12 protein-coding genes are annotated in these 12,894 nt (G+C 44.1%); all 12 read right to left on the bottom strand.

Annotated elements, in window-relative coordinates; translation table 11 throughout:
* Positions 1 to 4 precede the first annotated feature (4 nt).
* Entirely contained in the window at positions 5 to 871 is an 867-nt protein-coding gene (gene pabC, locus ACOJQI_RS00470) for an aminodeoxychorismate lyase (RefSeq protein WP_421382589.1), read from the bottom strand.
* Positions 872 to 883: 12 nt separating this feature from the next.
* Complete coding sequence (gene pabA, locus ACOJQI_RS00465) at positions 884 to 1,471, bottom strand: aminodeoxychorismate/anthranilate synthase component II (RefSeq protein ID WP_421382587.1); 588 nt, start codon at positions 1,469 to 1,471, stop codon at positions 884 to 886.
* Positions 1,468 to 2,865 (bottom strand): anthranilate synthase component I family protein, encoded by a 1,398-nt coding sequence (locus ACOJQI_RS00460; protein WP_421382585.1) that lies wholly within the window; start codon positions 2,863 to 2,865, stop codon positions 1,468 to 1,470. The genes pabA and ACOJQI_RS00460 overlap by 4 nt, the downstream gene beginning before the upstream one ends.
* 147 nt (positions 2,866 to 3,012) lie before the next feature.
* On the bottom strand, positions 3,013 to 3,936 hold the full coding sequence (gene cysK / locus ACOJQI_RS00455) for a cysteine synthase A (RefSeq protein ID WP_421382583.1): 924 nt from the start codon (positions 3,934 to 3,936) through the stop codon (positions 3,013 to 3,015).
* A gap of 175 nt (positions 3,937 to 4,111) precedes the next feature.
* On the bottom strand, positions 4,112 to 5,014 hold the full coding sequence (locus tag ACOJQI_RS00450) for a peptidyl-prolyl cis-trans isomerase (RefSeq protein ID WP_421382581.1): 903 nt from the start codon (positions 5,012 to 5,014) through the stop codon (positions 4,112 to 4,114).
* A 24-nt stretch (positions 5,015 to 5,038) separates the two neighbouring features.
* Positions 5,039 to 5,926 carry an Hsp33 family molecular chaperone HslO gene (gene hslO / locus ACOJQI_RS00445; RefSeq protein ID WP_421382579.1) on the bottom strand — a complete coding sequence of 296 codons (888 nt, stop codon included), beginning with the start codon at positions 5,924 to 5,926 and terminating at the stop codon, positions 5,039 to 5,041.
* A gap of 11 nt (positions 5,927 to 5,937) precedes the next feature.
* Positions 5,938 to 6,708: a type III pantothenate kinase gene (locus tag ACOJQI_RS00440; protein WP_421382577.1), complete on the bottom strand. Its 771-nt coding sequence runs from the start codon at positions 6,706 to 6,708 to the stop codon at positions 5,938 to 5,940.
* 354 nt (positions 6,709 to 7,062) lie between these two features.
* Positions 7,063 to 9,021 (bottom strand): ATP-dependent zinc metalloprotease FtsH, encoded by a 1,959-nt coding sequence (ftsH, locus tag ACOJQI_RS00435; protein WP_421382575.1) that lies wholly within the window; start codon positions 9,019 to 9,021, stop codon positions 7,063 to 7,065.
* A gap of 125 nt (positions 9,022 to 9,146) precedes the next feature.
* A complete protein-coding gene (gene hpt, locus ACOJQI_RS00430) occupies positions 9,147 to 9,695 on the bottom strand; it encodes a hypoxanthine phosphoribosyltransferase (protein WP_421382573.1) in 549 nt (182 codons plus the stop codon).
* A 12-nt stretch (positions 9,696 to 9,707) separates the two neighbouring features.
* Positions 9,708 to 11,111 (bottom strand): tRNA lysidine(34) synthetase TilS, encoded by a 1,404-nt coding sequence (tilS, locus tag ACOJQI_RS00425; RefSeq protein WP_421382571.1) that lies wholly within the window; start codon positions 11,109 to 11,111, stop codon positions 9,708 to 9,710.
* Between the two features lie 96 nt (positions 11,112 to 11,207).
* A complete protein-coding gene (locus tag ACOJQI_RS00420) occupies positions 11,208 to 12,188 on the bottom strand; it encodes a protein kinase domain-containing protein (RefSeq protein ID WP_421382569.1) in 981 nt (326 codons plus the stop codon).
* Entirely contained in the window at positions 12,157 to 12,894 is a 738-nt protein-coding gene (locus ACOJQI_RS00415) for a VWA domain-containing protein (protein ID WP_421382567.1), read from the bottom strand. The genes ACOJQI_RS00420 and ACOJQI_RS00415 overlap by 32 nt, the downstream gene beginning before the upstream one ends.

The raw sequence follows: 12,894 nt of genomic DNA, 5'->3' as shown, positions 1-12,894 counted from the left end.
TTCATCAGCTCCCATGTAGTTCATTTTTTGTAAGTAACACGCCTGCGTCACGTTCATAATGAGTATATAAAGCTTTTGTTATTTCTCCCTCTTTACCAGGAAAAGCTTGTCCTGCAAAAGAATGAATCGGAATAATTTCCTGGACGGAATTCGTAAAGAAGGCCTCACTGGAATGAAGAAGATCTTCTGTCCGATATAACCCTGCCTCCCAGGTGATTCCGATTTTTTGGGCTACCTCAATGATATACTCCCTGGTAATTCCATTCAATATCCCTGTCTCCAGGGAAGGTGTATAAAGCGTCCCTTCCTTGACCCAGAAGATGTTTGACGTAACGCCTTCTGCCAGATAGCCGTTCTCTGTTAAAAACAACCCTTCTTTTCCGGGGTCGTCCCCAATTTCTCTTTTTGCCGCAATGTTATTGAAGTAGTGATGGGATTTGAGCCTCAAGGAAGTTTCAGGTGTATTCCTTTTCAGGTTCAGCAAGACTGCCTCCTTTTCCCGCAGCGGCATTAACGGGGGAAGCTCCTTTTGAAACAGGAGGATGTTCGGCTTTTCATACGGGGCTGTCCTCAAGCCTATTTCTCCATCGCCTGCTGAGATATTCAAGCGCAGATAGGAGTCCGGCAATCCATTCTTCTCAGAAAGGGAAGCAATCACATCCGGAATATCCAATGCCTTCAGATCCAGCTTGATATTCAACATATTCAATCCACTCTGCAGACGAACTAAATGATCGTCCAACAAAAAAGGGTGGCCATTGTAAGTCCTCATTGTTTCAAAAAGACCCATACCGTATAAAAATCCATGATCAAAGGGAGAAATTTTCGCTTCTTCTTTAGGCAGTATTTCTCCATTAAAAAATAAATACACCTATTCAGCCTCCTAAACGGGTATTGCTGATTTCTTGTAGGTAGTAAGGAAGTTGGCCAGGAGCTGCTTTCCTTCTTCAGTGATTATGGATTCCGGATGGAACTGGACTCCCTCAATAGGAAGGTGCTTATGCCGGATAGCCATAATTTCCTTATCTTCAGTTTCAGCTGTAATCTCCAGGCAATCAGGCAGCGTCTCTCTCTTTACAATCAATGAGTGATAACGCCCTGCTTGAAAAGGATTCGAGATGCCCTTAAAGGTAGTATTCCCATCATGAGTGACGGGTGATGTTTTCCCATGCATCAGCTTTTCAGCCTTTACTACTTGTCCTCCAAACACCTGGGCAATGGCCTGATGCCCCAGGCAGACTCCGAATATCGGGATCTTCCCGGCAAAATATTCGATTGCTTCCAGGCTGATCCCAGCTTCATTCGGCGTGCATGGCCCCGGGGATATCATCAAATAATCCGGTGCCAGCAATTCAATTTCGGCAATGTTGATTTCATTGTTTCGTTTGACGACAATCTCTTCGCCCAGCTCCCCTAAATATTGAACGATGTTATAGGTAAAAGAATCAAAGTTATCAATCATTAAAATCATTTGTCTGCACCCTCTGCCAGTTCTTTTGCTCTCCAAACAGCTTTTGCCTTTTTCAACGACTCTTTGTATTCGTGCTTTGGATTGGAATCAATGACGACTCCCGCTCCAGCCTGAATATAAGCCTGTCCATCCTTGGCAAACAGTGTCCGGATGACGATGTTCAGTTCCATATCTCCATTGAAGCCAATCCACCCAATCGAGCCTGTATAAATCCCTCTTCTCACCGGCTCCAGTTCTTCGATGATTTCCATCGTCCTGACCTTGGGAGCGCCTGTAATGGTTCCGCCTGGGAAGACGGACCGGATTAAGTCTTTGCCATTCTTGTTATTAGCGATCATTCCTCTAACATTGGAGACGATATGCATTACGTGTGAATACTTCTCAATGACCATAAATTCATTCACTTCTACAGTTCCATACTGACAAACCCGCCCAAGGTCATTCCGCTCAAGATCCACCAGCATGACATGCTCTGCCCGCTCCTTCTCATTATGGATCAGTTCATCCGCAAGTTGTTGGTCTTCGACTTCGTTTCCGCCGCGCGACCGGGTTCCAGCTATAGGTCTGGTACTGACCTCGCTCCCTTTCTTTTTCACAAGAAGTTCAGGAGATCCTGATGCAATTTGAAAATCAGGTGTATGGACGTAGCTCATATAAGGAGACGGATTCAATTCCCTGAGCTTTTTGTATATGGCATAAGGGGAAGCCGCCAATTTCTGTGACTGCCTTACCGATAGATTGACCTGGAAGACGTCACCTTCTCTTATATACTGCTGGATTTTCTCCACAGCCAAGATGAATTCTTCTTCTCTCATGGCAACTGATCGATCAACTGAACCCGCAGCTTCAAGAACTTGTTCTTTAATCGGAAGCGGCTGTTTCAAGGCTTCTTTCCATGATACGCAATAAGATTCAAAAGTTTCGGCTCGTTCATCATCCGCCATCAACCAGATCTCTTCTGTTTCATGGTCGTACACAGCCCACTGGTTAAATATCATATAATAAAGGTCAGGTAGTTTGAGATCATCCTTCGCCCTGGTTTCCAACTTTTCAATTTGACGTGCATAATCATAGCTGATGAACCCCATGGCCCCTCCTTGGAAATCAGGCAGCAGCGGGTCTCTATCTCTATGCCTCTTTTGAAGAAGACTGTACAAAACATCAAGAGGATCTCCATTAACGGTGTCGAATTTGCCGTTTTCGTGTATCTCCACTCGATTATCCTTTGCATCTATTATGGATACCGGGTCGAACCCGGCAATGCTGTATTTTCCGCCCCGGCCGCTTTCCAGAAGGATATGATGACTGATTTCTGCCGTCAGCATTTCATAGGCATGAAAAAAATCTTCTTTCGAGGAACGTATTTTTTCATAATGAAGTTGTTTGGTCTTCACGGATGGTTCACTCTCCTAGTTTTTCTCTCCCTACATCATACATGAACAACAGTGTTGTTTCATAGTCAAAATCATTGCTGTGCCTTATGGTATTTGTTGAAAATCGGCCATCAAAAAAGGACCAGGGAGATTCCTGGTCCTTCATGATTAGTCTTCAAATTGGTATAGAGGCGTGCTTAGATATCTTTCACCGTTACTTGGAATGACGGCCAAGACTTTCTTTCCTTTGCCTAATTGTTTGGCGACTTTCAATGCGGCACTGATGGCAGCACCTGAAGAAATTCCTCCGAGGATTCCTTCTTCTTTAGCAGCGCGGCGGGCAAAGTCAAATGCTTCCTCATTTTGGACGGTGATGACTTCATCATAAACATTCGTGTTCAAAGTGTCAGGAACAAAGCCTGCACCGATTCCCTGAATTTTGTGAGGTCCCGGGCTTCCGCCTGATAACACAGGGGAATCAGCCGGCTCGACAGCATAGATTTTTACATTCGGGAAATTTTCCTTCAGCACCTGGCCTGCGCCTGTAATGGTGCCTCCAGTACCGATACCAGAAATGAAGGCATCCAAACTGTCCATCTGCTCAACGATTTCCTTTCCTGTCGTTCTTCGGTGGACTTCAGGGTTGGCTTCATTTTTAAACTGCTGAGGCATGAAATAGCCTTTTTGTTTGGCGAGCTCTTCCGCTTTACGGATGGCACCGCCCATTCCTTCAGAACCAGGTGTAAGAACCAATTCAGCCCCGTAAGCACGGAGAAGATTCCTTCTTTCCATACTCATTGTATCCGGCATAACGAGTACCGCTTTATAACCTTTTGCGGCAGCAACCATCGCAAGCCCGATCCCCGTGTTCCCGCTTGTCGGTTCAACGATCGTATCACCCGATGTTAAATTCCCGGATTCTTCAGCAGCTTCGATCATCGCAAGGGCGATTCTATCTTTAACACTGCTCCCAGGGTTCATGTATTCTAATTTCAAGTAAACATCTGCACTATTCTCATCCACGAGGCGATTCAATTTTACAATTGGCGTTTGTCCTACTAAATCTGTGATGGAGTTTGCTATTCTTGCCATGGTACCCCTCCTAATCCCAAGTAATTCGATTGGGTTTTAGTTAAAATTATCAATTTTCTGTCAAAGTGTCAATTAATTGGATTGACCAGCTAATACTGACTTAGCAAGTTTCTGCTGGTTATCAACTTTCAAAAAAGAAGCCGGCAATAACCTGACTTCTTTTTGGGTAATAGATTTAAAGGCTTCCTTCATAAAACCAATCGACATCAAGCTCTTCCCAGAAGTCTTCGGGCTTTATTGATTTTTCCACCTGTTCAATTGCAAGTCTGCGACGGATTTGGTCTTTCACATCTTCCAGGGAGTAATCATGGGCTTCGAGCATATCATTCAACTGGAATATGTAATAGTTCCCTTCCAATTCGATGACATCTGATACCTCGCCTTTATCCAAGGATTGAATGGATTTGCCGGCTTCCCCTGCTAATATATGCGAGACTGCTGGAATATATCCGATATTTCCGCCTTGGACAGCTGAGATATCATCGATGGAACGCTCCATTGCCAAAGCCTGAAAGCCTGACCCATCTTCTATTTCATTTGCTATTTGATCTGCTTCTTCCTTAGTTGAAGCAACGATTTGCGAGAGATTATACATCTCTGGTATTGTGTATTGGTCTTGGTTTTCCTTGTAGTATCTCTCTATATCCTCAGAGGGTATATTAACATCCTTTGTGAGGACTTTCTCCAGAAGGAGTTCGGTCCTTACTCTATCCCTCAATATTTCCTCATCAGCCAACAAGTCTTTATCGTAGCTGTTATATACACTCTTGATTAATGTTATTTCCTTATCAAGCTCTTCTTCAGTCACCTTAATATCATACTTCTCTGCAAGCTGATCCATTACATTTTGATTAATCAGTTCCCGAAGGACTTCTTTTCCATACCGCTGCTCCATCTCAAACATCCATGATTCACGGCTGATCGTTTCCCCGCCTACCGTGGCAGCTGTTTCGGTCCCTGCCAGTTTTGATGTAACCGAGCCCGATTCTCCTTTTGTAAAATAAAACAGGAGCGTTACCGCATTGGCTGCGATCAGAATGAATATCAATGCAATTAAAACCGATCTCTTCAATTTCACCTTTGCACCCATCCCCTTAGATGTTTACTGCAGATTTTCTCCTTCATTCTTCAGTTCGTTCAATTCTTCCACTGAATAATGATACGTTTCATTACAGAAATGGCACTGTGTTTGAGCGCCCTCATCCTCATCAATCATTTCCTGGATTTCATCTGCACCTAAGCTTGCAATGGCAGCCCCAAAACGCTCCTTGGAACAACGGCACTCGAATTGGACAGGCATTTTATCAAGGATCTTCACGTTATCTTTTCCAAGAAGTTCGTGAAGAAGTTCTTCCGGGCTAAGGCCTTTTTCAATGAGCTTGGATACTGGCGGGATTGATTGCAGCCTGTTCTCAATTAGAGTGATTGTTTCCTCCGGGGTTCCAGGCAGCAATTGAATGATGAATCCGCCCGCAGCAAGGATGGAATTATCCGGATTGACCAGAACTCCCACACCGACGGAAGAAGGCACCTGTTCAGAGGTTACAAAGTAGTAAGTAAAGTCCTCTCCCAACTCTCCTGAAACAATCGGAACCTGGCCGGTAAAATGATCGCGCATACCAATATCTTTAACAACAGATAATGTACCGGATGTTCCTACCGCTCTCCTGACATCGAGCTTTCCATGTTCATTCAAATCAAAGTGGACCTGCGGATTGGTAACATATCCCCTTACATTCCCTTTTGCATCACTGTCTACGATAATGGCACCAAGAGGACCGTCCCCTTCTACTTTGATCGTTAATTTGTCTTCACCTTTCAACATGGCACCCATCATGACACCTGCACTCATCGTTCTCCCGATAGCCGCAGAAGCCGTCGGCCATGTACCATGCCTTCTTTGTGCTTCATTTATAGTGTCAGTGCTTTTGACTGCATACGCCCTGACTTGTCCATCAAATGCTAATGCTCTTACTAAATAATCGCTCATATTATATCCTCCTATACTGTGCTGTTTCTCTCATAAATGAGCTTTAAGCCTTTTAACGTTAAGAACGGATCCACAACATCAATGATATCGGATTCCTTGGAGATCAATTGCGCCAGTCCTCCGGTGGCAATGACTAATGGATCGCTGTCTCCCGTCGCTTTCATCCTTTTTACGATTCCTTCTACCTGCCCGACATAACCATATAAGATACCGGACTGCATGGCAGATACGGTATTCTTTCCGATTATATGATCGGGGCGCCCGATTTCAATTCTTGGCAACTTTGCAGCCTTTGAATAAAGGGCTTCAGTCGATATTCCGATCCCCGGAGCGATTGCACCGCCCATATATTGCTTCTCCTCATTTATATAGCAGTAGGTTGTGGCCGTACCAAAGTCGACAATGATCAATGGCCCGCCGTATTCCTTGATACCTGCAACGGCATTGACGATACGGTCTGCCCCCACTTCACGAGGGTTTTCATATTTTATATTCAACCCTGTTTTGATTCCAGGGCCTACAACCAATGGTGTAATGTTGAAGTATTTTTCACACATTCTTTCTAATGAGAACATGATGGGAGGAACTACGGATGAGATGATGATTCCCTCAATGTCGCTTAATGATAGTTGGACATGTTCAAACAGGTTCTTAACGATCATTCCATACTCGTCTTCTGTTTTATGGCGATTTGTTTCCATCCGCCAGTGATATTTTAGTTCTTCGCCTTCATAAACCCCTAGTACTATATTGGTATTCCCTACATCCAAGACAAAAATCACTTTTTTCACCCACTAATACATTGATTTCATTCTGCCAACATCATACCACAATTGAATCCATTTGGTGAAAACTGTTGTTTTGTAAAACATCCGATTTTTTATTAGTCAGTGCTAATTGATTTTCGCTTCAGGTGCACGACTCCGCGGGGCGGGCGTTGAGCCTCCTCGGCTGCGCCTGCGGGGTCTCACCTGTCCCGCTAGTCCCGCAGGAGGTCGCACACCTTCCACTTCAATCAATACAAGAAATCCATTTGTTGCTTTCAAACTGTTATGTTTTAAAGGTGAGCAAAAAAATCACCTTTTTGTTTTAAATGCATAAAAAGACACCAGCAGGGCTGGTGTCTTTTTTAACGATTATTCTTTTTTATCGCCTTCAACTGACTCTTTTGATGTTGTTTCTGTTTCATCCTTCTTCTGGATGTTCACTTTCACATCATCATTTTTGTCAGAGACTTTATCAGGTTCACCGTAACCGCGGTCCGGAAGTTTGCCATGATCCATCAAATGCTTGATTTGACCAGCATCCAATGTTTCCACATCCAATAGTGTTTTGGCGATAAGCTCCAGTTTTTCACGGTTCTCTGTAAGAATCTTTCTTGCTCTTTCATAAGATTCCTTAATGAAGCGCTGGATTTCTAGATCGATCTCATATGCAATCGCATCTGAATAGTTTTGTTCGTTGTTAATGTCTCTTCCAAGGAAGACCTGGCCGCCTTGTGTGGAACCGAATTGAAGCGGTCCAAGTTTCTCACTCATACCGAATTCGGTAACCATTCTGCGGGCAATGCCTGTCGCACGCTGGAAGTCATTGTGGGCGCCTGTGGAAACTTCACCAAAGATAATTTCTTCAGCAACACGTCCGCCAAGCAATCCAGTGATTTTATCCAGCAACTCGGGCTTCGTCATGAAGTAACGATCTTCTTTTGGAAGCATTACTGCATATCCGCCAGCCTGGCCGCGTGGTACGATTGTAACCTTGTGAACCATATCTGCCTCATCCAGGATCAGCCCGATAACAGTATGACCGGCTTCGTGGAATGCGACGATTTTGCGTTCTTTTTGCGATACAACTTTGCTCTTCTTAGCAGGACCGGCAATGACGCGGTCAGTTGCTTCGTCAATATCAACCATATCGATTTTCTTTTTATCTGAACGGGCAGCGACAAGCGCAGCTTCATTCAGAAGGTTCTCCAAATCGGCTCCGGAGAATCCAGGAGTTCTTGCTGCAATTGCTTTTAAGTCAACGGACTCATCAAGCGGTTTGTTTCTTGCATGTACCTTAAGTACTGCTTCACGGCCTTTTACATCAGGACGGTCGACCGTAATTTGACGGTCAAAGCGTCCAGGACGCAATAAGGCTGGATCCAGAATGTCAGGACGGTTTGTCGCAGCTACGATGATGATACCTTCGTTTGCTCCGAACCCATCCATTTCAACAAGTAACTGGTTCAAAGTCTGTTCACGTTCATCGTGGCCTCCGCCAAGACCTGCTCCACGCTGGCGTCCCACTGCATCGATCTCATCAATGAAGATGATACAAGGAGCGTTTTTCTTTGCGTTTTCAAACAAGTCACGAACACGTGATGCACCGACACCGACGAACATTTCGACGAAGTCAGAACCACTGATGGAGAAGAACGGTACTCCGGCTTCTCCGGCAACAGCACGGGCAAGTAATGTCTTACCTGTACCCGGAGGTCCTACAAGAAGAACCCCTTTAGGAATCCGCGCTCCGACCTCAGAGAATTTCCTTGGGTCCTTAAGGAATTCCACGACCTCGACAAGTTCATTTTTCTCTTCGTCTGCTCCTGCTACATCTTTGAAGCGGACTTTCTTCTTCTCTTCACTATAGAGCTTGGCTTTACTCTTACCGAAGTTCATAACCCGGCTTCCGCCGCCCTGCGCTTGGTTCAGCAGGAAGAAGAATAGAATAAAGATGATAACAAACGGTATGATGGTGGTAAAGAAAGATACCCAGCCGCTTGTTTCTTTTGCCATCAAGACATCGACTTCGATGCCGTTTTCAGCTGCAGCTGCATTGATACGTTCCAATACTCCTGAATCATTACCCAATACATTCGTAAGGAAATATTGTTCCTCACTATATCCAGTCAGTTGTCCCCTTACCTGATAAACTCCTCTTTCAGGCTGGATGGAAAACGACTCTACCTCACCATTTTCCAAGTGAGTCAGGAATTCGTTATATTTAATGTTTTCTGTTGGCTCGTTGCTGTTGTTAAAGTAACTCACCACACCTATTATGACGAGAAATACTAGTAAGTAGAATATGGTGTTTCGAAAGATCCGGTTCATCCCTTACCTCCTCCCACGGTAAAAAAAGCTATATAAAATAGTATCATAGAAAATCATGGTATTACAACAAATTAGCTGTCTCCAGGGTTATTCCCAACAGAAGTACATTCTACATTAGATTATACTTAATCGTTAGTAGTATACACTTCAGGCTTCAGAACGCCGATGTATGGCAGATTACGATACTTTTCAGCATAATCAAGCCCATAGCCGACAACAAATTCATCCGGCACAAGGAACCCGACATAGTCTGCCTTGATATCCGCTTTTCTTCCAGACGGCTTATCCAAAAGCGTAACAATCTTAATGGATTTAGCTTTTCGGTAACGGAACAGTTCGACCAGATAGCTTAAAGTCAATCCACTGTCGATAATATCTTCTATAATGAGAATGTCTCTGCCCTCGACTTTTGTATCAAGGTCTTTGACAATTTTCACTTCTCCAGAAGAAACGGTCGAGTTACCATAGCTGGAAACATCCATGAAATCCATTTCCAAGTATGTATCCATGCGTTTAAGCAGGTCACCCATAAATGGCATAGCGCCTTTTAATACTCCGATCGCTAAAGGAAAACGATCTTTGTACTCTTCAGTAAGCTCAGCGCCCAGTTTCTTGATTTTCTCTTGAAGTTCTTCTTCAGTAATAAGCACTTTCTCAATATCTTTGTTCAACACTTGGTCTGCCTCCTAGGAAGATGTTTGCTCTGAAAAGATTAACCTTACATAGTTACCTGGATCACTTGCTTGGCTGCAGGCAAAGTCAGATATTTTCAGGTTGGGGATCCAGAGGATATTGCCGTTATCATCTTCGACAATCGGCCATGTGTCCCTGAGCCTGACTGGTATCTTTTCATCGATAAATATATCTTTTACCTTTTTGGTACCATTCAACCCTTTTACTTTCATACGATCTCCTGGTTTCCTGTTCCGGATCCTCAACGGAAAGGCGACACTGCCTTTTTGGAAAATGACGGAATTCGCATGAATGGGGTGAAAATCAGCCTCTTGCAAATCAAATACTCGCTGATCAGGCAATTCAATTCTCTCACCTATGTTCAATGAATAACAAAAATCGCCGCTGCCCTCTGTTCTTCCATCAAATCTAAATGTACATTGATTATAGGAACGGATTACTTTGAGGTTTCCCGGAAGATCGAGACTTAGTGAGGGGCTGTCTTTCATTATTATTGCTAAAACATCTTGAATATGTATAGATGATAATGATGAAGGCCTATCTTTGTAAAGATAATTTAATATTAGATGAATCACTCTTCTTTGTAAAGGCAGAGGCATCGGCCGGAATGCTTGTATATCAACAATGGCTTCATCCTCCGTCCTGGTAAGGACCTTGGCCATTTTCTCTTCAGCCAATGAAAGCAAGAAAACTTCATCCTCAGCAGTCTCTTCACTGAATTGTTGAAATTTAAGGTGGACTAAAGGATTCTCCTTCTTAAGAAACGGCAGCACCTCCCGGCGGAACCTGTTCCTTGTATAATCACCTTTTTCATTGCTTGGATCGAACCTTGGATCCAACCCGCTCTCAGAGCAGTAGTTTGAAATTTCCTGTTTCGATAGACAAAGAAGCGGACGGATGATTTCGGCCTCGTGAAATTCTCTCTTGACGGGGATTCCACTCTTCGCCATCCCGCTGCTCCCTTTGGTCATCCGCATTAAAATGGTTTCAACCTGGTCATCACCATGATGCCCGAATGCAAGCTTTGTAAATCCTTCTTCTTCAATCAAGCGGGCAAAGAGGTTGTACCTGATGTTCCGGGCACCTTCCTGTAACCCCGCATTGTGCTCATCCAAAAACTCCTGCACATTGACCCTCTCACCAAAAAAGGGTATGTCCATTTCTTCACAAGCTCTTTTAACAAAGAGAAGCTCTTCATGGGATTGTTCCCCTCTGAACATATGATCGACACAGACAGCAGCAACCTTTACTTTCAAGAATCTTTTATATTTATTCAAGAAGTGAAGAAGCGATAATGAATCCGGACCGCCGGACACCGCAGCCAGTATGGAGTCTCCCGCTTGGATTAAATCGTGCTTTTCAATGAATTTCAGAACTTTTCTTTCATAAGTCTTCATAATGCCTCTTCCTGATTCTGTTTTACTTCTATTTTAACAATAATCAAGCCGCAATACACTTTCCGCAGCATCTTTGAAGCAGAATTTAAGGAAAACCTATAAAAGCTCTCCATAGATATAAAGAACATATAGAAGGGTGACGATCAGGACAACCAGAACTGTTTCAAGGAACCCTCCACCGGACTTCTGCTTTTTAAGCTGCTGGCGGGTTACTTTCATAGGTTTGCTTCGAGGCTTTGAAGCAGATGGGCTTCCCTGGCTCTCAGCGGTTTTCACCGATAAGGTTTCCAGCATGGATTGGCGCATTTCATGAGCTGAAGCAAATTTACCTTCAATGGCATGCATTATTGGGACCCTGAATTTCTTCAGTTCGGGCTTTGCCATTACTGCGCTCTTTAATTGCTCTATTCCCCCGCCGCCGTTCTTGTTAAACCTTTTTGGATACGATAGGTTAATAAGGATCATCGCCGCCGAGAATAAATCATAAGAGGGTTCAGCTTTCCTGGAATGACCGAGCCAGTATCCCCTGTCAAAGAACTCTGTGAACTCCTTTATCGCTCTTCCCTGCATCGTTGTCCCGCCCACGTCTATGCAGCGTATCTTATAAGGGGGTCCAGTCACGATAAGATTGTCGGGCTTCAAGTCACCGAAAACCCATCCTTCCTGATGAATTCGATCAAGGTCATTAAGGAGCTGGACAACCAGGACGCCGGTCCAGGAAAAGCCCTTGGACTGCACAAATGACAGAAGGTCCGGGCCCTGGATATATTCCATTACATAAAAGGGTATTTTCCTTCCTCTTATTTCCCAGTCATCTACATCAAGCAAAGAAGGTCCAAGGGGTGCTCCTTGGACCTTGGCAAAAGCCTTTAAAACATTTACTTCCGAAGTTACCGACATCGAGCTGTCACTCATTTTCAGCGCAACATGATCTGCCCCGTTTCGAGCAAGATAGACGATGCCATTGGCCCCGAATCCAAGTTCTTTAATTATCGTATATTGTTGTTTATGCCATTTTCCCGTGATTTTCGTTCCTGAAGAAAATTTATATTGTTTCTTCAAAGTATTGTTCATCATCACGTGAGAGCAAACCCCTTAATGAACGTTTTTTCTTGAATGAAGAAATGGCTTCGCTGATTGCAGGCCCGGTTGGTGTTATTCCCCCTGAAGACAACTTTGAGAAAACGCTCGTCAGCGATTCAAGTTTAGGGGTCCAGTCCAGCAATTTTTCGACATCTTTTCTTTTCCCGGGAAATACGAAAACAGAAAACATATTATCGCCCATTCTAGCATTCATGCTTAAAGACAGATCCAATAAGGCTTCTTTGACTGTAGGGAGCTTATGCTTCATGCTTGCTGATGTATCGACAAGAATCAACACTTCCAAGTCTGCTGACTCTCCCAGTTCATCCACCACTTCCATCACTTCTCCGCGCTGTTCCGGCGGAAGCTCTTCCATTGAAGTATTTTTGCCTAGTATCTGTTTCAGCTCTTTATTGACGACTCCCTGCAGGGTTTGCGTCATTGCTTTTCTCGTGACCATCTGCACGGTCTGTGAGAGCTGCTGAGCGTATACAATCTGGCTTACACCGCCGCCTGACATGGCAATCCCTTCAATTTCTTCCATGCCTCTCTCATCAATTGAATCATTCTCCATGACACCAATAACATTTACAGTGATCCCTTGTTCCTTTGCCAATGCCGCCATCGCCACTGGATCTTCGCCTTGATTCGAGCAACCATCCGTAATTAATAGAACTTGTCGAAGTGTACCTGTCTTCAA

Source organism: Bacillus salacetis (assembly GCF_049177075.1).
Taxonomy (GTDB): Bacteria; Bacillota; Bacilli; order Bacillales; family Bacillaceae_B; genus Rossellomorea; species Rossellomorea salacetis_A.
This window is presented reverse-complemented; position numbering and strand designations above follow the sequence as displayed.